This is a genomic window from Scandinavium sp. NPDC088450 (assembly GCF_044900545.1).
In the GTDB taxonomy this organism is placed as follows: domain Bacteria; phylum Pseudomonadota; class Gammaproteobacteria; order Enterobacterales; family Enterobacteriaceae; genus Scandinavium.
Genome location: NZ_JBJDNI010000013.1, coordinates 42,625 through 64,175, shown reverse-complemented (window position 1 = coordinate 64,175; position 21,551 = coordinate 42,625). Strand labels below are relative to the sequence as shown.

24 protein-coding genes are annotated in these 21,551 nt (G+C 52.7%); 15 read left to right on the top strand and 9 right to left on the bottom strand.

The window, feature by feature from the left end; all coding sequences use genetic code 11:
* Positions 1–52 precede the first annotated feature (52 nt).
* Entirely contained in the window at positions 53–418 is a 366-nt protein-coding gene (gene queD / locus ACI2I2_RS13400) for a 6-carboxytetrahydropterin synthase QueD (RefSeq protein ID WP_404658349.1), read from the bottom strand.
* A gap of 304 nt (positions 419–722) precedes the next feature.
* On the opposite strand from queD, the gene cysJ reads away from it, so the two are divergent.
* The 4 genes from cysJ to ACI2I2_RS13380 all read left to right on the top strand — a co-directional run bounded on the left by cysJ (position 723) and on the right by ACI2I2_RS13380 (position 5,497).
* On the top strand, positions 723–2,528 hold the full coding sequence (gene cysJ, locus ACI2I2_RS13395; protein WP_404658348.1) for an NADPH-dependent assimilatory sulfite reductase flavoprotein subunit: 1,806 nt from the start codon (positions 723–725) through the stop codon (positions 2,526–2,528).
* Positions 2,528–4,240 (top strand): assimilatory sulfite reductase (NADPH) hemoprotein subunit, encoded by a 1,713-nt coding sequence (gene cysI, locus ACI2I2_RS13390; protein ID WP_404658347.1) that lies wholly within the window; start codon positions 2,528–2,530, stop codon positions 4,238–4,240. The genes cysJ and cysI overlap by 1 nt, the downstream gene beginning before the upstream one ends.
* A 100-nt stretch (positions 4,241–4,340) precedes the next feature.
* Positions 4,341–5,075: a phosphoadenosine phosphosulfate reductase gene (gene cysH / locus ACI2I2_RS13385; RefSeq protein WP_404658346.1), complete on the top strand. Its 735-nt coding sequence runs from the start codon at positions 4,341–4,343 to the stop codon at positions 5,073–5,075.
* Positions 5,076–5,344: 269 nt separating this feature from the next.
* Positions 5,345–5,497: a Hok/Gef family protein gene (locus ACI2I2_RS13380; protein WP_404658345.1), complete on the top strand. Its 153-nt coding sequence runs from the start codon at positions 5,345–5,347 to the stop codon at positions 5,495–5,497.
* Positions 5,498–5,578: 81 nt separating this feature from the next.
* Here ACI2I2_RS13380 and ACI2I2_RS13375 read toward each other — a convergent pair whose 3' ends face one another.
* The 8 genes from ACI2I2_RS13375 to ACI2I2_RS13340 all read right to left on the bottom strand — a co-directional run bounded on the left by ACI2I2_RS13375 (position 5,579) and on the right by ACI2I2_RS13340 (position 12,444).
* Positions 5,579–6,412: a helix-turn-helix domain-containing protein gene (locus ACI2I2_RS13375; RefSeq protein ID WP_404658344.1), complete on the bottom strand. Its 834-nt coding sequence runs from the start codon at positions 6,410–6,412 to the stop codon at positions 5,579–5,581.
* A gap of 123 nt (positions 6,413–6,535) precedes the next feature.
* Positions 6,536–6,802, bottom strand: a complete 267-nt coding sequence (locus ACI2I2_RS13370) for an HPr family phosphocarrier protein (RefSeq protein ID WP_404658343.1) — start codon at positions 6,800–6,802, stop codon at positions 6,536–6,538.
* 45 nt (positions 6,803–6,847) lie between these two features.
* Positions 6,848–7,903: a 2-hydroxyacid dehydrogenase gene (locus tag ACI2I2_RS13365; RefSeq protein ID WP_404658342.1), complete on the bottom strand. Its 1,056-nt coding sequence runs from the start codon at positions 7,901–7,903 to the stop codon at positions 6,848–6,850.
* A 12-nt stretch (positions 7,904–7,915) separates the two neighbouring features.
* Positions 7,916–9,325 (bottom strand): PTS galactitol transporter subunit IIC, encoded by a 1,410-nt coding sequence (locus ACI2I2_RS13360; RefSeq protein WP_404658341.1) that lies wholly within the window; start codon positions 9,323–9,325, stop codon positions 7,916–7,918.
* Between the two features lie 176 nt (positions 9,326–9,501).
* Positions 9,502–9,801 (bottom strand): PTS sugar transporter subunit IIB, encoded by a 300-nt coding sequence (locus ACI2I2_RS13355; protein ID WP_404658340.1) that lies wholly within the window; start codon positions 9,799–9,801, stop codon positions 9,502–9,504.
* Between the two features lie 30 nt (positions 9,802–9,831).
* Positions 9,832–10,653, bottom strand: a complete 822-nt coding sequence (gene rhaD, locus ACI2I2_RS13350) for a rhamnulose-1-phosphate aldolase (protein WP_404658339.1) — start codon at positions 10,651–10,653, stop codon at positions 9,832–9,834.
* A 9-nt stretch (positions 10,654–10,662) separates the two neighbouring features.
* Positions 10,663–11,136, bottom strand: a complete 474-nt coding sequence (locus ACI2I2_RS13345) for a PTS sugar transporter subunit IIA (protein ID WP_404658338.1) — start codon at positions 11,134–11,136, stop codon at positions 10,663–10,665.
* A gap of 264 nt (positions 11,137–11,400) precedes the next feature.
* A complete protein-coding gene (locus ACI2I2_RS13340) occupies positions 11,401–12,444 on the bottom strand; it encodes an aminopeptidase (RefSeq protein ID WP_404658337.1) in 1,044 nt (347 codons plus the stop codon).
* Between the two features lie 237 nt (positions 12,445–12,681).
* Between ACI2I2_RS13340 and cysG the strand changes: the two genes are divergently transcribed.
* The 11 genes from cysG (at position 12,682) to ACI2I2_RS13285 (ending at position 21,518) form a co-directional block, all read left to right on the top strand.
* Entirely contained in the window at positions 12,682–14,097 is a 1,416-nt protein-coding gene (gene cysG / locus ACI2I2_RS13335) for a siroheme synthase CysG (protein ID WP_404658336.1), read from the top strand.
* 9 nt (positions 14,098–14,106) lie between these two features.
* A complete protein-coding gene (gene cysD / locus ACI2I2_RS13330) occupies positions 14,107–15,015 on the top strand; it encodes a sulfate adenylyltransferase subunit CysD (RefSeq protein ID WP_404658335.1) in 909 nt (302 codons plus the stop codon).
* A gap of 9 nt (positions 15,016–15,024) precedes the next feature.
* On the top strand, positions 15,025–16,455 hold the full coding sequence (cysN, locus tag ACI2I2_RS13325; protein ID WP_404658334.1) for a sulfate adenylyltransferase subunit CysN: 1,431 nt from the start codon (positions 15,025–15,027) through the stop codon (positions 16,453–16,455).
* A complete protein-coding gene (cysC, locus tag ACI2I2_RS13320) occupies positions 16,455–17,060 on the top strand; it encodes an adenylyl-sulfate kinase (RefSeq protein ID WP_404658333.1) in 606 nt (201 codons plus the stop codon). Before cysN ends, cysC begins: the two co-directional genes overlap by 1 nt.
* 43 nt (positions 17,061–17,103) lie before the next feature.
* The gene (locus ACI2I2_RS13315) at positions 17,104–17,430 is read left to right on the top strand and encodes a DUF3561 family protein (protein ID WP_404658332.1); all 327 of its coding nucleotides are present in this window, start codon (positions 17,104–17,106) and stop codon (positions 17,428–17,430) included.
* 152 nt (positions 17,431–17,582) lie between these two features.
* The gene (ftsB, locus tag ACI2I2_RS13310) at positions 17,583–17,900 is read left to right on the top strand and encodes a cell division protein FtsB (RefSeq protein ID WP_330982890.1); all 318 of its coding nucleotides are present in this window, start codon (positions 17,583–17,585) and stop codon (positions 17,898–17,900) included.
* A 20-nt stretch (positions 17,901–17,920) separates the two neighbouring features.
* On the top strand, positions 17,921–18,631 hold the full coding sequence (gene ispD, locus ACI2I2_RS13305; RefSeq protein WP_404658331.1) for a 2-C-methyl-D-erythritol 4-phosphate cytidylyltransferase: 711 nt from the start codon (positions 17,921–17,923) through the stop codon (positions 18,629–18,631).
* Positions 18,631–19,110: a 2-C-methyl-D-erythritol 2,4-cyclodiphosphate synthase gene (ispF, locus tag ACI2I2_RS13300; protein ID WP_404658330.1), complete on the top strand. Its 480-nt coding sequence runs from the start codon at positions 18,631–18,633 to the stop codon at positions 19,108–19,110. Before ispD ends, ispF begins: the two co-directional genes overlap by 1 nt.
* Positions 19,107–20,156, top strand: coding sequence for a tRNA pseudouridine(13) synthase TruD (gene truD, locus ACI2I2_RS13295; RefSeq protein WP_404658329.1), 1,050 nt, complete (start codon positions 19,107–19,109; stop codon positions 20,154–20,156). The genes ispF and truD overlap by 4 nt, the downstream gene beginning before the upstream one ends.
* Positions 20,137–20,898: a 5'/3'-nucleotidase SurE gene (surE, locus tag ACI2I2_RS13290; protein ID WP_404658328.1), complete on the top strand. Its 762-nt coding sequence runs from the start codon at positions 20,137–20,139 to the stop codon at positions 20,896–20,898. The genes truD and surE overlap by 20 nt, the downstream gene beginning before the upstream one ends.
* Complete coding sequence (locus tag ACI2I2_RS13285) at positions 20,892–21,518, top strand: protein-L-isoaspartate(D-aspartate) O-methyltransferase (protein ID WP_404658327.1); 627 nt, start codon at positions 20,892–20,894, stop codon at positions 21,516–21,518. The genes surE and ACI2I2_RS13285 overlap by 7 nt, the downstream gene beginning before the upstream one ends.
* The last annotated feature ends 33 nt before the right edge of the window (positions 21,519–21,551 follow it).

Below are 21,551 nucleotides of genomic sequence, written 5' to 3'. Positions count from 1 at the left end.
CCCTACCATGGCGGATTTAAAGGGTGTTTGACCGCTGCCGCAAAGGCAACAATCACTCGCCGCGATAAATGCAGCCAGCAGTGCAGGTTTCTTTGATCATCACCGCGCTCAGCAGCGGAACCTGCGGTTTGATTTCATTCCAGATCCACTTTGCCAGCACTTCACTGGTTGGGTTTTCAAGACCCGGAATATCGTTCAGATAGAAGTGATCCAGACGATCATAAGTGGGTTTGAAGGCGGCCTTCAGCTCAGCAAAGTCCATGATCCAGCCTGTATGCGGGTCGACCTCGCCGGTAATTTCCAGACGCACCATAAAGGAGTGTCCGTGCAGGCGACCGCACTTGTGGCCTTCCGGCACGTGCGGCAGGTGGTGAGCAGCTTCAAACATAAAATCTTTAAACAGGGTGGTGGACATCATGAACTCTCGAAAAATGCGGAAAAAACCGGCGAATCTTACCGCAAAGGGCGTTTTTTCGCATTAACTAAAACCGCCATTAAAACGAGCACCGCGATGGGAGGCAAGTATTTCCTAAAAAACAGAGAAATATCATGGAGATAATTAACCAGTTTTGCCGATAAACCTGATAGCTAAAACAGGTTAGTCCATTTGGTTATTTATTATTTCCAACCCTTCTTTAATTGGTACCATCAGCAAAGTTAACCTTACTGTTACTTGAGTTATTACGCTAAAAATTGGCTCTGCTACTGGAACATAACAACGCATGACGACACAGGCCCCACCTTCCGCTTTGCTACCGTTAAACCCGGAGCAACTGGCTCGCCTGCAGGCGGCCACGACCGATCTTTCACCGACGCAGCTTGCGTGGGTCTCCGGCTATTTCTGGGGCATGCTGAATCAGCAGCCCGGCGCAACCGTGGCGGCAACGCCTGCGGCGGTTGAAGCGCCGGCTATCACGCTGATTTCCGCTTCACAAACCGGCAATGCTCGCCGCGTGGCAGAACAGCTTCGCGATGATTTGCTGGCGGCCAAACTTAACGTCAAGCTGGTGAATGCGGGCGACTACAAATTCAAACAAATCGCTCAGGAAAAATTGCTGGTGGTGGTGACGTCGACTCAGGGCGAAGGTGAGCCGCCGGAAGAAGCCGTTGCGTTGCATAAGTTCCTGTTCTCGAAAAAAGCACCGAAACTGAACGGCACTGCATTTGCGGTCTTTGGTCTCGGCGATACGTCCTATGAATTCTTCTGCCAGTCCGGAAAAGACTTCGACAGCAAACTGGCTGAACTGGGCGCAGAACGCCTGTTGGATCGCGTAGATACCGACGTTGAATATCAGATGGCGGCGGCAGAATGGCGCGAACGCATTGTTGATGTGCTGAAAGCGCGTGCGCCAAAAGAGACGTCTGCTCAGGCAGCACTGACGGCAACCGGAGTGGTGAATGAAGTTCACTCCAGCCCGTACACCAAAGAAGCACCGCTGACCGCGACGCTTTCGGTGAATCAAAAAATCACCGGCCGTGATTCCGAAAAAGACGTGCGTCACATCGAAATCGATCTGGCCGACTCAGGTTTGCGCTATCAGCCTGGCGATGCGCTGGGCGTCTGGTATCAGAATGATGCGGCGTTGGTGAAAGAGCTGGCAGAACTGCTGTGGCTGAAAGGCACTGAAACCGTCACCGTTCACGGTAAAGCAATGCCGCTGAGCGAAGCGCTGGAATGGCATCTCGAATTGACGGTCAACACCGGTAACATCGTGGAAAATTACGCCACACTGACCCGCAGCGAATCATTGTTGCCACTGGTGGGCGATAAGGCGAAATTGCAGCACTACGCCGCGACGACGCCAATTGTGGATATGGTGCGTTTCTCTCCGGCACAACTGGATGCACAAGCGCTGGTGGATTTACTGCGTCCACTCACGCCACGCCTTTATTCCATCGCCTCTTCTCAGGCTGAAGTGGAAACCGAAGTTCACGTGACTGTTGGCGTTGTGCGCTATGACATCGAAGGCCGTGCACGTGCGGGCGGTGCTTCCAGCTTCCTCGCCGATCGCGTGGAAGAAGACGGCGAAGTGCGCGTGTTCATCGAGCATAACGATAACTTCCGTTTGCCAGCGAACCCGCAAACGCCAGTCATCATGATTGGCCCAGGCACCGGGATTGCACCGTTCCGTGCGTTCATGCAGCAGCGTGCCGCAGACGGCGCGGAAGGCAAAAACTGGCTGTTCTTCGGCAACCCGCATTTCACCGACGACTTCCTCTATCAGGTGGAATGGCAGCGTCTGGTTAAAGAGGGCGTGCTGAGCAATATCTCTCTGGCCTGGTCCAGAGATCAAAAAGAAAAAATCTACGTACAAGACAAACTGCGCGAACAGGGCGCAGAGCTGTGGCGCTGGATCAATGACGGTGCCCACATTTATGTCTGCGGCGACGCTAATCGCATGGCGAAAGATGTCGAGCAGGCGTTACTGGAAGTGATTGCTGAATTTGGTGCGATGGACGCCGAAGCGGCAGACGATTATTTAAGTGAGCTGCGCGTAGAGCGCCGTTATCAGCGAGATGTCTACTAATGAGCGAAAAACATCCAGGCCCTTTAGTGGTCGAAGGCAAGCTGTCAGACGCTGAACGTCTGAAAAAAGAGAGCAATTATCTGCGCGGGACCATCGCGGAAGATTTGCATGACGGCCTGACCGGCGGCTTCAATGGCGATAACTTCCTGCTGATCCGTTTCCACGGCATGTACCAGCAGGATGACCGTGATATTCGCGCTGAGCGTGCAGAGCAAAAACTCGAACCACGTCATGCCATGATGCTGCGCTGCCGTTTGCCGGGCGGGATTATCACCACCAAACAGTGGCAGGCGATCGACAAATTTGCTGAGAACAACACGATCTACGGCAGCATTCGCCTGACCAACCGTCAGACGTTCCAGTTCCACGGCATTCTGAAAAAGAACGTTAAACCCGCGCACCAGATGCTGCACGAAGTCGGTCTGGATGCGCTGGCTACCGCCAACGACGTGAACCGTAATGTGCTTTGCACCTCGAATCCGGTGGAGTCTGAACTGCACGCCGAAGCGTACGAGTGGGCGAAAAAACTCTCTGAGCATCTGCTGCCGCGCACCCGCGCTTATGCAGAGATCTGGCACGATCAGGAAAAAGTGGCGACAACCGACGAAGAGCCGATCCTGGGCGAAACCTATCTGCCGCGTAAGTTTAAAACGACGGTTGTGATCCCGCCGCAGAACGACGTGGACCTGCACGCCAACGACATGAACTTTGTCGCGGTCGCCGAGAACGGCAAACTGGTGGGCTTCAACCTGCTGGTGGGCGGCGGGTTATCTATCGATCACGGTAATAAGAAAACGTATGCCCGCACCGCGAGCGAATTTGGTTTCCTGCCGCTGGAGCACACGCTTGCCGTGGCGGAAGCTGTGGTCACCACGCAACGTGACTGGGGCAACCGTACCGACCGTAAAAATGCCAAAACCAAATACACCCTTGAGCGCGTCGGCGTAGATGTGTTCAAAGCGGAAGTAGAACGTCGCGCAGGAATGACCTTCGCCCCGATTCGTCCGTATGAATTCACCGGACGCGGCGATCGCATCGGCTGGGTGAAAGGCATCGACAGCAAATGGCACCTGACGTTGTTCATCGAGAACGGCCGTATTCTGGATTATCCGGACCGTCCGCTGAAAACCGGTCTGCTGGAGATCGCGAAGATCCACAAAGGTGATTTCCGCCTGACCGCGAACCAGAACCTGATTATTGCTGGCGTGCCGGAAAGCCAGAAAGCGAAGATTGAGAAACTCGCGCAGGAACATGAGTTAATGAACGCCGTGAAGCCGCAGCGTGAAAACTCAATGGCCTGCGTGGCCTTCCCAACTTGCCCTCTGGCCATGGCTGAAGCCGAGCGTTTCCTGCCATCGTTTATCGACAAAGTGGAAGCGGTCATGGAACGTCACGGCGTGGGCGAAGAGCACATTGTTCTGCGTGTGACTGGCTGCCCGAATGGCTGTGGCCGTGCGCTGCTGGCAGAATTGGGTCTGGTAGGTAAAGCGCCGGGTCGCTACAACCTGCACCTGGGTGGCAACCGCATGGGAACGCGCATTCCGCGTATGTACCGGGAGAACATCACCGAATCTGAGATTCTGGATTCCGTGGACGAGCTGGTAGGCCGCTGGGCGAAAGAGCGCGAAGCCAATGAAGGCTTCGGTGATTTCACCGTGCGCGCAGGAATTGTGCGTCCTGTGCTCGATCCGGCTCGCGATTTCTGGGAATAACGTGATAACGCCGGATGGCGCTAACGCTTATCCGGCCTACAAAGCACGTAGGCCGGGCAAACGCAGTGCCGCCCGGCATCATCAGGCTTGAGAGGTAACCATGTCATTACTCAATCTGAACGCCTTAAACGAACTGCCGAAGGTTGACCGCGTGCTGCAACTGGCGGAAACCAACGCTCAACTGGAAAAGCTTAGCGCCGAAGAACGTGTTGCCTGGGCATTGGAAAATCTGCCTGGCGAGTATGTGCTCTCTTCAAGCTTTGGGATTCAGGCGGCGGTGAGTCTGCATCTGGTTAATCAGGTCAGCCCGGGTATTCCGGTGATCCTCACTGACACTGGCTATCTGTTCCCGGAGACCTATCAGTTTATCGATGAGTTGACCGACAAGCTGAAGCTGAACGTGAAGATTTATCGTGCCGAGCAGAGCCCGGCGTGGCAGGAAGCGCGTTACGGTAAGCTGTGGGAGCAGGGCGTTGAAGGCATTGAGAAATACAATGACATCAACAAAGTCGAACCGATGAACCGGGCGCTGAAAGAGTTGAATGCGCAAACCTGGTTTGCTGGCCTGCGCCGTGAGCAATCCGGCAGTCGCGCCACGCTTCCGGTACTGGCTGTTCAGCGGGAAGTCTTCAAAGTGCTGCCAATCATCGACTGGGATAACCGCACGGTGTATCAGTATCTGCAAAAGCATGGCCTGAAATACCATCCGCTGTGGGATCAGGGCTATTTGTCTGTGGGCGATACGCACACCACTAAAAAATGGGAACCTGGCATGGCCGAAGAAGAAACTCGTTTCTTTGGCTTAAAACGCGAATGCGGGCTGCACGAAGGGTAAGAATTTTTTAAGAAATAGCGAACGCCTCATGCTGAAAAGTGTGGGGCGTTTTTTTCTTGCGAGCCGCTTTCCATTATCCGTATTTAGGTACAGCCATAGCAGGGAATTAAGCGTTAGTATGACGGCGGGTGCTTGAGGCTAGCTGGCTTTGAGCATTTGCAAGGTTCCAGATAGATGAAAGCCCCAGGAGATATTCCTATCAACCTGAGGCCTACATACCGAACCTAAGCAATTCGGATGTTAGTCTCTTCTTTGCAGGGAGGCAAGGCATGCTGACAAAATACGCCCTTGTGGCGATCATCGTACTGTGTCTCACAGTGCTGGGGTTCACGTTAATGGCCCGAAGCTCGCTATGCGAGTTAAGTATCAGGGAGCGTGGTATGGAGTTTAAAGCTGTTCTCGCTTACGAATCGAAGAAGTAGCTAAAAACGCGGGGGCAACCCCGCGTACCGGAGCGTGAACGTCGGTTCTCCTGCACCCATTCCTTTATCTTTTTCAGGTATTCATTTCCTGAGCTGGCCGTACGGTGATCCCTGCACTTTGACGTTCCTTGGCGTAACGCCAAATTCTTTGCGAAAACAGGTCGTGAACCAGGAGTGATCGTCAAAACCACAATCCTGGGCGACAGAGGTGATGGCTTTATTGCTGTAAAGCAGTTGATAAAGTGCATTAAACAATCGGACTTTATTTAAATATCGCTGGGGTGACAGGCCGACATCTTTATCAAGATAGCGGTGCATGGTTCGCACTGTAATGGAAAACTGTGAAGCCAGTTGTCCCCAGTCAATATGCTCCGGATAATTAGCATGCAGCCAGCGAATTAATCTCAGGGTTCTTCTCTCGTTAGTGTTGTTCTTGTCGTAAAAATAGCTGCAATGCCGCAGATCGACCAGCAGGCGTAAAAACAGACTCTCTTGTTCAATGTATCCTTTGTGCTGACTGGCAATTAGTTTATCCAGTGCGTCGTTTATCATGCCTGCACTTTGTCTGTCTAAAAAACGGTGAATATGGAATGAGGCAAATTGTTTTGGGATTAAGGCTTCAAATCCTTTAATCAAATGGAAGTGGGCCGAGGGCTGGTAATAGATATTAATCACGCTCAGGTTTTGAGTATGTTCATAGATTTGCTGGTCGTTGGCCTGGGTAAAAAAGAGCATTCGTGGATAAATAGTGTAAGGTTTTCCATTAATAATATGCAGGCCGATACCCTCAACGATAAAAGTTATCTTGCTGAAATTAAAATTTGGTTTTGGTGAATAGTGCTGCGGGATACGTGAGGTAATAATGATGTTTTGATGCTCTGAGATAAAGTGATCTTGAGATGCCAGTTTATTCATAATCAAGATATATTCTTCAGGTTTTCTCTCTTTAAAGGTGTACACGCTATCACACAAAGGCTAAAGAGCTAACCCCTTTAGCCTTTATTATTAGTGCGAAGTGATGATTAAAAACGCTAACGGCTATTTTTCGCCAAACCCGGTGTCGAACAGGGCTTTGATTTCTGAATAAACGGCTTGTTCATCCTCACCATCACAAAAAACATCAACGCTTGCTCCACCCGTTATTCCGGCAGTCATGAGTCCTATGACGCTTTTTCCTTTTATGACCTTTTCTTTAAACAGAAACTCTACTTTTGCATGATGTCTGGAAACAACTTTAACGATGGCACTGGCTGGCCGGGCATGCAAACCCGTCGTGTTATTGACACGTAATGTTTCTCTAATCATTCAACTTATCCTGAAGAGAATAGGAATACTGATGTCAGTTGTCAGTTATAGCCTGATTAACATATCGCTATGCCCGGTATTGAAATATTCGTTCAACACAGTTTTCAACAAATAAGGTGCTTTCGGAATAGCATCAATGGTGTCACCCGCAATATGGGGAGTGAGCGTCACGTTATCCAGTTCCAACAAGGGATCGTTTTTTTCAATGGGTTCACACCAGCTGACATCCAGCGCAGCACCGGCGATGCGCTTATTCTGCAATGCGTCGATCAAATCTTCTTTGCATACTACGCCCGCCCTTGCGGTGTTGATGATATAGCTGCCGGGTTTCATTTTATTAAAGATATCTTTGTTGATCATCCCTTCGGTTTCGGGGGTTAAGCGCATATGCAAAGACAAGATATCCGCTTGTGATACCACGTTTTCCAGAGGCAGAAGTTCCACCTGAATACCTTCTTTGCTTAGCGTGGCGGCTTCAATGAAGGGATCGTGAGCGAGCACTTTGATGCCCAAAGCATTGAGTCTTTTAGCCACTAATTTCCCAATGTATCCCAGCCCAATCAGGCCTACCGTATGGTTAGCCAGCACGGTTTTAAAGGCATCGTTAGCAAAGCTTTTACACCACTGACCGGTTTTGATCGCATGGTGAGCACGCGCGATATTTCTGGTTTCGGCATACATCAGGCTGAGCGTGAAGTCTGCCACCGGCTCGGCGTTGCGGATAACATGAATGAGCATAATGTCTTTCTGCTTCACGCTGTCCAGCGCAATATGCTCAAGGCCACCGCGACAGGTGCCAATCAGTTTCAGCTTATTGGCGGCTTGCAGCATGGCACGTGAAACGGGGGCAATGTGCACCAAAAGGTAATCCGCTTCACGCATCGCCTCGATAATGCCGTCTGGCACAGGAACCGCTTCAGGACCATGCTTTTCTATTTGCAGTATTTTTGCCTGAAAAGCTTCTTTATCCAGTTGTGAAAACCATTCGAACGTGACGATGTCGAGCTCTTCGCCATTTCGGCCAGCAAAATCAATGCCTTTGGCTGCATCCATTAACGTTGCACTGCTGACCAGCGCATCTCCCACTATGACCAGTTTCATGGTTATTCTCCTTTATTCAGTGAGGGGCTTTTGTTCGTCATCAAGGCTGACTTGTCTTTCAAGATAAGCATGAATGGCATCTCGTTTGATGCGTACGAAAAGGTAGAACACGATGTAAACAACGACGCTAAGCGCAATATAAAGTGGGTTTTGCGTAAGGAAGATAAGGAATAATCCACCCATAAGATGGTTAGTCATTACGGCAAAACTGCAGATTAACAACGCGCCCGCGGGGAGAATAACGCCAACACTTTTGGCGACGTCGGTGAAGACCGGAGCCACTGCGGTAATAATATATAACCCGCCAACGCACCAGATTGCGCCAGAAATAAGCGATTTGAAAATGTTGCCACCCGAGATAGCGATAATAAGTTCAATCATATACGGGATAGCAATCAGGTCGACCATGGGGAGCGTCTGATTACCGGGTAAGATAATGGCCAAAATAAAGATGACAGGAATAAGCAACATTCCGGTCAGTAAGGTGGCGGATTCGCCATAGCCTGCGGCATCGTTAATCGCCAGATACCAGACCCGATTCTGGCCACTGCTTTTGGCGGTTCTTCTGGAGGCATCGGTAATGGTAGTGAATGCTGAGGCGAAAACCCCGGCGATTTTAGGGAAGATGCACATCACGGCTGCTGTGGCGATCCCCACTTTGCAGACTTCACCCCAGGCTTCTAAGGTCTCCAGGCGGGTATAGTTGCCGGCAAGCCCTATTAAGCAGCCTAATACCAGTCCCAGACTGATGGGCTCGCCCATAAAACCTAATTTTTGCTGTAAGGTTTCCGGGTTCCATTTAACTTTGTTGGCACCTAACTTATTCAGGATCCAGTCGACGACGATAGCTAAGGGAACCGAACAGACGTGGTGTGGAGCAGTCATGGTACAGCCGGGGTAGCCATAGTAAGTTGACCAGCGTTTGGCGACAATTTCGGAACAAACCAAAGAATATAAATTCGACAACAGCATTAACCCAATGGCCAGGTAAATGTTGCCTGTGGCGATATAGAGCATTGATCCCCAGAGCATAAAGGAAAAATTATTCCACATGTCCGAGGGCATAAAGATATTCGTGAAGCGGGTGATAAATAAAATTGTCTGAAACAGCAGCCCAAGGCCCAGAAAAATCATTCCCACATTGGTTGAGTAAGCGACAACGCTGGTTGCCTGCCAGCCAGTGTCCAGAATACGCAGCGAAATGCCGGAGGTTTCCACCATACGGGTGATAACGGGCGTCACGACAGGTGTATAGGCACCAATCAGCATGCCGAAGCCGGTTAAACCAATACCGGCATTCAAGCCTGCCTTCAGTGCCTTTTTATGATTCACCTTCATGATCAGCGCGATAATATAAATAATAAATGGAACAATTATCGCAGCGCCGAAGGAGTTCATGATTTTCGACAGAAGATCTAACATTTTCCCCTCTCATGCTTCTTGTGATCAGAATGAAGCTGAGAACGGTTGACTGTTCAGCAACACTTTCTGATGAATAGATAAAATCTACAGAGATCGTAAGCTGCAACCAAAAAGCAGAGTGCAGCGGCGGGTAGAAACGCTTTCTCCACAAACTCAGGTTTATGGAGATGTCGCGATTAAATGTTTAATTTCTCTACGGCGTTGAGTAACTCTTCGATAAAACCATCTTCGTCAGTGCCTATTAATAATCCTACGGCATTAATGGTCGGGATATCGTAGGTATCCTTGAGCGGGCTGGTATGAACAATAATGTCCCACTTGCCTGAACTCAATTGTCCTTCGACGCCGCCAGGATTGACTTCAACCGTTTTGGCTTTGTATCCATTGACCTCAAGAATATCTTTTACTTTTTCGGCAACCATGGAACTGGTTACGGTGCCGGACCCACAAACAGAAATGACATTGATATTTTTCATTTGTGCTTCCTTTATAGATTTATTGTTGGGTTATAAAATCCCTGGTCGTGGTGTGACATTGAATGTGTCGGCCAGCGCTCTGAGTTCATCGTTAGTGATCGATTGTTTGATTCCGGAGGATACCGCAGAGGCTCGCAGGTAAATCTCTGCGGCTTTGTCGACGGTTTCGACCAGACCGAATGCGTCATCCAGATTACAGCCTGCACCCATAATGCCGTGATGCGCCCAGATGACGATTCGGCAATATTCCATCTTTGCGGCTGAGGCCAGGCCGAGGTCAATGGTGCCAGCCACCATCCACGGCACAATCCCAACGCCTTCCGGGAACACCACCAGGCATTCGGTTATCTGCTGCCAGAGCGTGTTAGAAAATTTCTTTTCATCAAGGTCGTGGACAAATGTCATCGCAATAGTGGCTGTGGCATGGGTGTGTAAAATGACCCGATGACAGGGGTCTTGCTTCAGACGAGTGTCATGACATTTTAAATGGGAGGCTAATTCACTGGTGGGCGTGCCACCGTTAACCAGACCCCACAGGCGGTGATAATACCGGCCATCTGCGGAGACTTTCAGGATAACCAGCGTATCGGCAGGATTTTTGATCACATTGCGAAAATATTTCCCGGATCCCGATACCAGAAAGATTTTGTTGGCCAGATCCGGGAGAGCAACAGGCAGTTCGATTTGGTCGAGCAACTGTTCCGTATTCAGGTAAGGTGCAACCTCTTCTTCTTTCAGAAGATAGCTGATATTGCCGCCATTTCTTTCCGCCCACCCTTTCTCCCATAATTTAAGGGTAATATCGCTCATCTCTTTGATAAACGGCGCTTCATTAATGTTATAGATAATCATAGTGTCACCTTATAATGAGACTGAATTGAAAAAGGCAAAAACGTCATCGGCAGAAGTTAATGCCTTCAGCGCTTCGACTCTCTCGTGATGTGAAAATATGGACATCAATGTCTGCAACAGGAAAATTTGATTTTCTGCCTGGGTGACGCCCAGTGAAAATATCCAGTCGACATCGACTCTTTCATCCGTCGTCCCCATAACAAAAAAGGGCAGAGGGGTGGCCAACTGGGTGATCGCAATAAAAGGCTTCTTAATGTGCTGAGGATCGGTATGGGGAATAGCGATATTCAGCCCGGCGGCCACTAAGCCTGTTGGGTACTCTTTTTCCCTGGCTACTATCTTATTGAGGTAGCTTGCTTCGACGTACTCCTGCAGATACAAAGCCTGAAATGAGTGCTTAAAAAAATCCTCCTGACAATCATAGGCAGCCTTTAAGGTGATCAAAGAAGGCGAGATAAATTCACTTATCGTACTTCCCATCATGTGTTGTCCCTGCGTTTTATGTCCGGCCAGTGGCTAAGGTCGCCAGATAATGTTGCTGACAGCCATATTAGGGCGCAGAGCGGGGAATTCTTTAAGGCTGTGGACGGGTAACGATAAAAGCTGTCTGTATGATTAAAATGCGGGTGATACTCATCACAAGTTGCCAATCATTGTTTTCGGGGCGATAGCGGGAAGAAAAAAAGGAAGGGAGATGGCTCACCCTTCCTTATATATGGCATGTTGTCAAAAGTGTTGTGGTGGCCCTTAAGCCTTCTTCACCTTAGCCAACTCTTTCATCAATGGCAGCATCACGCGCACGACATCGCGGCTACGGTGTTCGATGCGGCCTGGCAGCGTTTTGTCGATGTACTGCTGGTTATCCAACTGGACGTTATGCCAGCTGGTGCCCTCCGGGAAGGCATGCGATTTTGCGCGCTGCTGGAATCCATCTTTATTGCCCAGCGACCAGTTAGTGGCCTCGACAGAAAGCACCGGAATACCCGCTTTATCAAAAATCTCGGCATCGTTACAGCAGCCGGTCCCTTTTGGATAGGCAGGGTTTAGCCCAGGATTGCTGATGGCTTGAATACCGTGGCTGTGCGCAATTTTCAGCGCCCGATCGCGCGTCAGTTTGCGCACGGAGGCAGGCGTGGTTTTGCCGCTGTTGAAATAGAGTTTGTCGCCCACCACCAGGTTATCAAGGTTAATCACCAGAAGGGTGTTTTTCTTCTCTTCAGGGCTCATGCGTTTGAGGATATTTTCTGCGCCCAGTTTCCCTTCTTCTTCACCGCTGGTGGCGATGAAACGAATACTGTATTCGGTAGGAATATCTTTCAGGCGCTCGGCCAGTTCGAGCATCACGCCAACGCCCATCGCGTTATCGTCGATGCCCTGTAGCGTCAAACCGCCGAGATTCTTTTCCACGTCGGTGTCGCTGTGCGGAGCATAGGTATCAAGGTGTGCCATCACGATAATCTGCTGGCTGGCTTTACCTTCGTGCGCGGCGATGACCGTACTGCCGGTGACGTTATGCCAGTTCTGTCGATTATCTTTGCTGGTATAAATGAAGCGGCTTTTAAACGTGCGGATATCGCTCTCATAACCCATCAGGGAGAACTGCTGACGGACATAATCGGCTGAAAGCATTTCGGCCGGGCTACCTGTCATTCGCCCAGGGAAATAGGTGGCGATGTGGCGTGCTTGCTCATTGGCGATATGACCGGCGGGCACCGCGGCGGCGAAAACAGAGGTCGAAAAACATGCGCCAATCGCGAGCGGCAGCAGGCGGCGGCACAATGCGGAAAACATAATGTGTCCTTACATGAGGGCAAAATAATTAACCGCACTAGTATGAAACTGTGACCGGCTCAACACAATTTCATTTCGTCTTAAACTGCCCAGAAAACGCGCACTAAGCACTTTTTTATCTGAACAATTCTGAAGTGTTATTCCTTTGCGGAACTACTCATTCCATTTCGTAATTTCATTTGCTCTAAGCCTCCCCCTATAGTCGCCCTATGACTGAATGTGAACGAGTGTCGCCCTGTGGACTATTTGCCTCTCTTTGCTGAACTGAAAGACCGCCCGGTTTTGGTTATCGGCGCAGGCGACATTGCTGCCCGTAAAATCATGCTGCTTCGCCGGGCAGGGGCTCGCGTGCTCCTGGTTGCCCGTGAGATCGCGTCGGAAATCGCCGAGCAGGTGAAGAGCGGTGATATCACTGTGCTTGCGGAAGAGTTTGACGAGGCCCAAATTGACACCGTGTTCCTGGTGGTTGCCGCGACGGACGATGCTGAACTCAATCAGCGCGTATTTGCGGCGGCGGATGCTCGCCAGCGTCTGGTGAATGTGGTGGATAACCCGCCGCTCTGCTCGTTCATTTTCCCCTCGATTGTCGACCGCTCACCATTGATGGTGGCTATCTCCTCCAGTGGTTCAGCGCCGGTACTGGCAAGACTGCTGCGGGAAAAAATTGAGGCGCTGTTGCCAACCAACCTTGGGCGCATGGCGCAAGCGGCGAGCTATTGGCGTCATCACTTGCAGACGCGGGTGACCAGTGTGGCTGAACGTCGTCGTTTCTGGGAGCGCGTCTTCACCGGGCGTTTCGCCAGCCAGATGCTGGCCGGAAATGAAGCGGCAGCTCAGCAGGCGCTGGAAGATGAGCTCAACCAGCCTGAACGTCGCATGGGCGATATCACGCTTGTTGGCGCAGGGCCGGGCGATGCAGGTTTGCTGACGCTTCGTGGGTTGCAGGTTATCCAGCAGGCCGATGTGGTGTTTTACGACCATCTGGTAACGGACTCGGTGCTTGAGCTTGTTCGCCGCGATGCAGATCTCATCTGCGTGGGCAAACGCGCAGGCAGCCATAGTGTGCCTCAGCATGAAACGAATCGGCTGCTGGTGGAGGCGGCGCTTCAGGGCAAAAGTGTGGTGCGTTTGAAAGGCGGTGACCCATTTATTTTCGGTCGCGGCGGCGAAGAGTTGCAAGCGGCAGCAGAAGCTGGCGTGCCGTTCCAGGTGGTGCCAGGTGTGACCGCAGCGGCAGGGGCAACGGCCTATGCCGGGATCCCATTAACTCACCGGGATCACGCCCAAAGTGTGACCTTCGTGACCGGACATTACAAAGCCGACAGCACGCCGTTTGACTGGGCGCACCTGGCGCAAAGCCGTCAGACGCTGGCGATTTACATGGGCACCATGAAGGCGGCGGACATCAGCCAACAGCTTATCCAGCACGGGCGCGATGCTTCGACCCCGGTGGCGGTGATAAGCCGTGGCACTCGCGCCGATCAACAGGTCAGCGTCGGCACATTACAACAACTCGAGAGCCTTGCGAAAGACGCCCCGATGCCAGCGCTGCTGGTGGTCGGTGAGGTGGTGCAACTGCATCATCAGCTCGCCTGGTTTCAACACAACCCACAACAGGAGGGCTTTAACTCCTCCGTGGTGAATCTGGCTTAAGGAACGGTTATGGACCAAAAACGACTCACTCACTTGCGGCAGCTGGAGGCGGAAAGCATCCACATCATCCGTGAAGTGGCGGCTGAATTTTCCAATCCGGTGATGATGTACTCCATCGGCAAGGATTCCAGCGTGATGCTGCATCTGGCGCGCAAGGCGTTCTACCCAGGAACCCTGCCATTCCCGTTGCTGCACGTGGATACCGGCTGGAAATTCCGTGAGATGTACGAATTCCGTGACCGCACTGCGAAAGCCTACGGCTGCGAGCTGTTGGTGCATAAAAACCCGGAAGGGGTGGCGATGGGCATCAACCCGTTCGTGCACGGCAGCGCTAAACACACTGACATCATGAAAACCGAAGGCCTGAAGCAGGCGCTGAATAAATACGGTTTTGACGCCGCATTCGGTGGGGCTCGTCGTGATGAAGAAAAGTCTCGAGCGAAAGAACGTATCTATTCTTTCCGCGACCGCTTCCACCGCTGGGACCCGAAAAACCAGCGTCCGGAGCTGTGGCACAACTACAACGGTCAGATTAACAAAGGCGAAAGCATTCGCGTGTTCCCGCTCTCTAACTGGACCGAGCTGGATATCTGGCAGTACATCTATCTGGAAAATATTGAAATCGTTCCGCTGTATCTGGCTGCCCCTCGTCCGGTGCTGGAGCGTGACGGCATGCTGATGATGATCGACGACGATCGTATTGATTTGCAGCCAGGCGAGGTTATCAAGCAGCGCATGGTGCGTTTCCGTACCCTCGGCTGCTGGCCGCTGACCGGCGCGGTGGAGTCTGAAGCGCAGACGCTGCCGGAAATCATCGAAGAGATGCTGGTCTCGACCACCAGTGAACGTCAGGGCCGCATGATCGACCGCGACCAGGCAGGCTCCATGGAGCTTAAGAAACGTCAGGGTTATTTCTAAGGAGCCGCCATGAACACAACGATTGCACAACAGATTGCCGATGAAGGCGGCGTGGAAGCGTATCTGCATGCGCAGCAGCACAAAAGCCTGCTGCGCTTTTTGACCTGCGGCAGCGTCGACGATGGCAAAAGTACGCTGATTGGCCGTCTGCTGCACGATACCCGTCAGATTTACGAAGATCAGCTCTCTTCGCTGCACAATGACAGCAAGCGTCACGGCACCCAGGGCGAAAAACTGGATCTGGCGCTGCTGGTGGATGGCTTGCAGGCTGAGCGCGAGCAGGGCATTACTATCGATGTGGCGTACCGCTATTTCTCCACCGAGAAGCGCAAATTTATTATCGCCGACACCCCGGGGCATGAGCAGTACACCCGAAATATGGCCACTGGCGCATCAACCTGTGAACTTGCCATCCTGTTGATGGATGCGCGTAAAGGCGTGCTGGACCAAACCCGTCGCCACAGCTTTATTTCCACCTTGCTGGGGATTAAGCACCTGGTGGTCGCGGTCAATAAAATGGATCTGGTGAACTACAGCGAAGAGACCTTCAACGAAATCCGTGAAGCTTATCTGACGTTTGCCGGGCAGTTGCCGGGTGATCTGGATATCCGCTTTGTGCCGTTGTCTGCCCTGGAAGGCGATAACGTTGCAAGCCAGAGCGAGAAAATGCCCTGGTACAGCGGCCCGACGCTGCTGGAAGTGCTCGAAACGGTGGAAATCAAACGCGTTGTGGAAAGCCAGCCGCTGCGTTTCCCGGTGCAGTATGTGAACCGTCCAAATCTCGATTTCCGTGGTTTTTCGGGAACGCTGGCTTCCGGCACAGTAAGCGTTGGTCAGCGCTTAAAAGTGCTGCCATCGGGCGTGGAATCTGCTGTCGCGCGGATCGTCACTTTTGACGGTGATCTGCAACAGGCGGCGGCGGGCGAGGCCATCACGCTGGTGCTGAAAGATGAAATCGACATCAGCCGTGGCGATCTGCTGGTGGATGTGACGGAAACACTGCCTGCGGTACAAAGCGCGAGTGTGGACGTGGTGTGGATGGCGGAACAGCCACTGCAACCCGGTCAAAGCTACGAGATTAAAATTGCAGGTAAGAAAACCCGGGCGCGTGTGGATGGCGTGCAGTACCAGGTGGATATCAACAACCTGACTCAGCTTGAAGCGACGCAGCTGCCATTGAACGGGATCGGGCTGGTTGATCTGACCTTTGATGAGCCGCTGGTGCTGGATAAATATCAGCAAAATCCGGTGACGGGTGGCCTTATCTTTATCGACCGTCTGAGCAACGTGACGGTCGGTGCGGGCATGGTGCGTGAACCGCAGCAAGAAAAAGCGGCACAGGCCGGTACGGATTACAGCGCTTTTGAGCTGGAACTGAACGCGCTGGTGCGCAAACACTTCCCGCACTGGGGCGCACGCGACCTGCTGGGAGGCAAGTAATGGCCCAGCATGACGAAAACGTCGTCTGGCACGCGCATCCGGTTACACAGCAGCAGCGCGAACAACTCCACGGGCATCGTGGGGTTGTGCTGTGGTTTACCGGGCTTTCGGGCTCGGGAAAATCCACTGTCGCCGGTGCGCTGGAAGAAGCGCTGCACGAAATTGGTGTCAGCACTTATCTGCTGGATGGCGATAACGTGCGTCACGGTCTGTGCAGCGATCTGGGCTTTAGCGATGACGATCGTAAAGAGAACATTCGCCGTGTGGGTGAAGTGGCAAAGCTGATGGTCGATGCCGGGCTGGTCGTGCTGACGGCGTTTATCTCGCCGCATCGTGCAGAACGGCAAATGGTTCGCGAACGTGTGGGTGAAACTCGCTTTATTGAGGTGTTTGTCGATACGCCGCTTGAGGTGTGCGAAACGCGCGATCCTAAAGGCCTGTACAAGAAAGCACGAGCCGGTGAACTGCGTAATTTCACCGGAATCGACTCCGTTTACGAAGCGCCTGAAAAGGCAGAAATCCACCTTGATGGCGAACAATTGGTAACAAATTTGGTTAACCAATTATTAGACCTGCTGAGACAGGGCGATATTATCAGATCCTGAGACCCGGCCGGTTTTCCGGCCAAGTCAGGAAACAGGATTTGATATGCGTAATACCCAAAATATAACCTTAAGCCGTGCAGAACCCATGAACAGCGACAGCGAAGAGACCACCTGGTCTTTTTCGGGCGCGGTCGTGGGTTTTGTTGCGTGGCTATTGGCGTTGGGTATCCCGGTTTTGTTCTACGGCAGCAACACCCTGTTTTTCTTCCTCTACACCTGGCCCTTCTTCCTGGCGCTGCTACCTGTCTCGGTGGTGATTGGTATCGCGCTGCATTCGTTGCTCAACGGCAGACTGCTTTATAGCATTGTGGTGACACTCATCACCGTGGCGGCGCTGTTCGCTTTGCTGTTTTTATGGCTGTTGGGTTGAGCCCTGTCTGATATGCTTTCTGATTGCAATGAGTCATACGACTCGACGAGCAAAATGTGGTACATTCCCGGCGTTATGCGGCATCGTCCGCACGCCAGAGGCGAGTACTCCGGCAAGTTACGGGATGATGATGCCGTTTTTCAGGGGGCAGGATGGGTAAATTAACGCTGCTATTGCTGGCTTTACTGGTCTGGCTACAGTATTCACTGTGGTTCGGCAAGAATGGTCTTCACGACTACAGTCGCGTCAATGACGACGTGGTCGCACAGCAGGCAACTAACGCCAAACTTAAAGCGCGCAACGATCAGCTTTTCGCCGAAATTGACGATCTCAATGGCGGCCAGGAAGCTATCGAAGAACGCGCTCGCAACGAACTGAGCATGACGCGCCCGGGCGAAACCTTTTATCGTCTGGTGCCTGATGCGTCAAAACGTAATCAAAGCCAAAGCTCAGGGCAAAACAATCGATAAACAAACGCCAGGATAACGACATGGCAGCCACTTTTCCGGGCATTTGTGCCGTGGTGCCGGCAGCCGGCTTTGGCCGCCGCATGCAAACGGAATGCCCGAAACAATACCTTTCAATCGGTAACAAAACGATTCTGGAACACTCTGTAGCCGCACTGCTGGCGCATCCGGGTGTGGAACGCGTGATCATCGCGATTAGCGACGGTGATGTGCGTTTCCAGCAACTTCCCCTCGCGCAACACCCCCAAATCACTGTTGTCGAAGGCGGCGCTGAACGTGCGGATTCCGTTCTGGCGGGCCTGCGTGCGGCGGGTGATGCGCAATGGGTACTGGTGCACGATGCGGCGCGGCCTTGTCTGCATCAGGACGACCTTGAGCGCCTGATCGCGCTACGTGAAACAAGCCATGTCGGCGGCATTCTGGCGGCACCCGTGCGTGACACCATGAAACGCGCCGAGCCGGGCAAAGACGCCATCGCCCACACTGTCGACAGAAACGATCTCTGGCACGCGCTCACCCCCCAATTTTTCCCCCGTGAATTATTGTTTGACTGCCTGACCCGGGCGCTCAACGAAGGCGCGGTGATAACGGATGAAGCGTCGGCGCTGGAATATTGTGGCTTCCATCCACAGTTAGTCGCCGGACGTGCTGATAATATTAAAGTGACCCGCCCGGAAGACCTGGCGCTGGCAGAATTTTACCTTACCCGATGCGGACTTCAGGAGCAGGCATAATGCGAATTGGACACGGTTTTGACGTACACGCTTTTGGCGGTGAAGGCCCGATTATCATTGGCGGCGTACGTATCCCTTACGAAAAAGGCCTGCTGGCGCATTCCGACGGTGACGTAGCGCTGCACGCGCTGACCGACGCGCTGTTAGGCGCCGCCGCTCTGGGCGACATTGGCAAATTATTCCCGGACACCGACCCGGCGTTTAAAGGCGCAGACAGCCGCGAACTGCTGCGGGAAGCCTGGCGTCGCATTCAGGCGAAAGGCTACAGCCTTGGAAACGTCGATGTCACCATTATTGCGCAGGCCCCGAAAATGCTGCCGCACATTCCACAGATGCGTGTATTTATTGCTGAAGATCTCGGTTGCCACATGGATGACGTTAACGTCAAAGCGACCACCACCGAAAAACTCGGGTTTACCGGGCGTGGAGAAGGGATCGCCTGTGAAGCCGTGGCGCTGCTGCATAAGGTCAAGCCATGATTGCCTTCGATGAACTCACTTACCTGCACGGAAAACCGCAGGGTCAGGGGCTGCTGAAAGCCAATCCTGAAGATTTTCTGGTGGTCGAGGACTTAGGGTTTGAGCCTGACGGCGAAGGCGAGCACGTGTTGGTGCGCATTCTGAAAAACGGCTGCAACACTCGCTTTGTGGCCGATGCGCTGGCAAAGTTCCTGAAAATTCATGCCCGTGAAGTGAGCTTTGCCGGACAGAAAGACAAACACGCCGTGACCGAGCAATGGCTTTGCGCGCGCGTGCCGGGCAAAGAGATGCCTGATTTAAGTAAATTTGAGCTTGAGGGCTGTAAAGTCCTTGAGTATGCCCGCCATAAACGCAAGCTGCGTTTGGGGGCGCTGAAAGGCAACGCGTTCACGCTGGTTCTGCGGGAAATCAGCAACCGCGATGACGTCGAAGCTCGTCTTCAGGCTATCGTGGAAAAGGGTGTGCCAAACTATTTTGGCGCACAACGATTCGGTATTGGTGGCAGCAATCTGCAGGGCGCACTGCGCTGGGCGCAGAGTGATGCGCCTGTCCGCGATCGTAATAAGCGCAGTTTTTGGTTGTCGGCAGCCCGTAGCGCGTTGTTTAATCAACTGGTCAGTGAACGGTTAAAAAAACCGGACTTTAATCAAGTTGTTGACGGCGATGCGCTACAATTAGCGGGACGGGGAAGCTGGTTCGTGGCAACGGACGAAGAGATGCCCGAACTTCAGTCCCGGGTCGACAGCCGCGCCCTGATGATCACCGCGTCGCTGCCTGGCAGTGGCGAGTGGGGAACACAGCGCGCCGCACTGGATTTTGAGCAACAAACGCTGGCTGACGACACGCTGCTGCAATCCTTATTGCTGCGCGAAAAAGTCGAGGCGGCGCGACGAGCAGTGCTGCTCTATCCGCAACAACTTAGCTGGAACTGGTGGGATGACGTCACCGTCGAGGTGCGTTTCTGGCTGCCTGCAGGCAGTTTTGCCACCAGTGTGGTAAGGGAACTTATCAACACAACAGGTGATTATGCGAATATTGCTGAGTAACGATGACGGGGTCCATGCGCCGGGCATTCAGACACTAGCCAAAGCCTTGCGCGAGTTTGCCGAGGTTCAGGTTGTCGCACCCGATCGTAACCGCAGCGGAGCGTCTAATTCGCTGACTCTGGAATCGTCGCTTCGCACTTTCAGCTTTGAAAATGGTGATATTGCCGTGCAGATGGGCACGCCGACCGATTGCGTGTTCCTTGGCGTCAATACGCTGATGCGACCACGCCCGGATGTGGTGGTCTCCGGCATCAATGCCGGGCCGAATCTTGGCGACGATGTCATCTATTCCGGCACGGTAGCGGCAGCAATGGAAGGCCGTCACCTTGGTTTTCCCGCACTGGCAGTCTCCCTCAATGGGCACAAACACTACGATACGGCAGCGGCGGTCACCTGCTCGATTCTGCGTGCCCTTGCCCGGGAGCCCCTGCGCACCGGCCGCATTCTGAATATCAACGTGCCGGACCTGCCGCTCTCTGAAATCAAAGGCATTCGTGTTACTCGCTGCGGCAGCCGCCATCCGGCCGATAAAGTCATTCCTCAACAAGATCCGCGCGGCAACACGCTTTACTGGATTGGGCCGCCTGGTGATGCCTGCGATGCGAGCCCTGACACAGACTTTGCCGCCGTTGATGAAGGCTATGTTTCTGTCACGCCGCTGCACGTAGATTTAACGGCTTACAGCGCTCAGGACGTGGTGGCTGGCTGGTTAGATCGTGTTGGAGTTGATGTGCAATGGTAAGCAAACGCGTACAAAGCCTTCTCAATCAACTGCGTAACCAGGGCATTCTGGACGAGCACGTGCTCGACGCCATCGCTCAGGTTCCGCGCGAAAAGTTTATTGACGAAGCCTTTGAACACAAAGCCTGGGAAAACGTTGCGCTGCCAATAGGTCAGGGACAAACCATCTCGCAACCGTACATGGTGGCGCGAATGACCGAGCTGCTTGAGCTGACACCGGAATCCAGGGTGTTGGAAATTGGCACCGGTTCAGGCTATCAGACGGCCATTCTTGCACACCTGGTGCATCACGTTTGTTCCGTCGAACGAATCAAAAGCCTGCAATGGCAGGCTCGCCGCCGGTTAAAGCAGCTTGATTTACATAATGTTTCAACTCGTCATGGCGACGGCTGGCAAGGTTGGCACGCACGAGCGCCATTTGATGCCATTATTGTTACCGCAGCGCCGCAGGAAATTCCGGCCGCGTTGATGTCACAGCTTGCTGAAGGCGGCATTCTGGTTTTACCCGTCGGCGAAGAACATCAGTTATTGAAACGTGTTCGCCGTCGGGGAAATGACTTTATTATCGATACCGTAGAAGCGGTTCGCTTTGTGCCACTGGTGAAGGGCGAACTGGCGTAATACAGGAGTTTTCCTGTTTCTTTCACTGCGCCC

Coding starts and splice junctions, on each gene's coding strand:
- ACI2I2_RS13285 (WP_404658327.1), top strand. CDS start 20,892: ATGGTAAGCAAACGCGTACAAAGCCTTCTCAATCAACTGCGTAACCAG.
- rhaD (WP_404658339.1), bottom strand. CDS start 10,653: ATGATTATCTATAACATTAATGAAGCGCCGTTTATCAAAGAGATGAGC.
- ACI2I2_RS13365 (WP_404658342.1), bottom strand. CDS start 7,903: ATGAAACTGGTCATAGTGGGAGATGCGCTGGTCAGCAGTGCAACGTTA.
- ACI2I2_RS13375 (WP_404658344.1), bottom strand. CDS start 6,412: ATGAATAAACTGGCATCTCAAGATCACTTTATCTCAGAGCATCAAAAC.
- ACI2I2_RS13315 (WP_404658332.1), top strand. CDS start 17,104: ATGCGTAATACCCAAAATATAACCTTAAGCCGTGCAGAACCCATGAAC.
- surE (WP_404658328.1), top strand. CDS start 20,137: ATGCGAATATTGCTGAGTAACGATGACGGGGTCCATGCGCCGGGCATT.
- cysN (WP_404658334.1), top strand. CDS start 15,025: ATGAACACAACGATTGCACAACAGATTGCCGATGAAGGCGGCGTGGAA.
- ispF (WP_404658330.1), top strand. CDS start 18,631: ATGCGAATTGGACACGGTTTTGACGTACACGCTTTTGGCGGTGAAGGC.
- cysI (WP_404658347.1), top strand. CDS start 2,528: ATGAGCGAAAAACATCCAGGCCCTTTAGTGGTCGAAGGCAAGCTGTCA.
- ispD (WP_404658331.1), top strand. CDS start 17,921: ATGGCAGCCACTTTTCCGGGCATTTGTGCCGTGGTGCCGGCAGCCGGC.
- ACI2I2_RS13380 (WP_404658345.1), top strand. CDS start 5,345: ATGCTGACAAAATACGCCCTTGTGGCGATCATCGTACTGTGTCTCACA.
- ACI2I2_RS13345 (WP_404658338.1), bottom strand. CDS start 11,136: ATGATGGGAAGTACGATAAGTGAATTTATCTCGCCTTCTTTGATCACC.
- truD (WP_404658329.1), top strand. CDS start 19,107: ATGATTGCCTTCGATGAACTCACTTACCTGCACGGAAAACCGCAGGGT.
- ACI2I2_RS13370 (WP_404658343.1), bottom strand. CDS start 6,802: ATGATTAGAGAAACATTACGTGTCAATAACACGACGGGTTTGCATGCC.
- ftsB (WP_330982890.1), top strand. CDS start 17,583: ATGGGTAAATTAACGCTGCTATTGCTGGCTTTACTGGTCTGGCTACAG.
- cysC (WP_404658333.1), top strand. CDS start 16,455: ATGGCCCAGCATGACGAAAACGTCGTCTGGCACGCGCATCCGGTTACA.
- cysJ (WP_404658348.1), top strand. CDS start 723: ATGACGACACAGGCCCCACCTTCCGCTTTGCTACCGTTAAACCCGGAG.
- ACI2I2_RS13355 (WP_404658340.1), bottom strand. CDS start 9,801: ATGAAAAATATCAATGTCATTTCTGTTTGTGGGTCCGGCACCGTAACC.
- ACI2I2_RS13340 (WP_404658337.1), bottom strand. CDS start 12,444: ATGTTTTCCGCATTGTGCCGCCGCCTGCTGCCGCTCGCGATTGGCGCA.
- cysH (WP_404658346.1), top strand. CDS start 4,341: ATGTCATTACTCAATCTGAACGCCTTAAACGAACTGCCGAAGGTTGAC.
- cysD (WP_404658335.1), top strand. CDS start 14,107: ATGGACCAAAAACGACTCACTCACTTGCGGCAGCTGGAGGCGGAAAGC.
- ACI2I2_RS13360 (WP_404658341.1), bottom strand. CDS start 9,325: ATGTTAGATCTTCTGTCGAAAATCATGAACTCCTTCGGCGCTGCGATA.
- queD (WP_404658349.1), bottom strand. CDS start 418: ATGATGTCCACCACCCTGTTTAAAGATTTTATGTTTGAAGCTGCTCAC.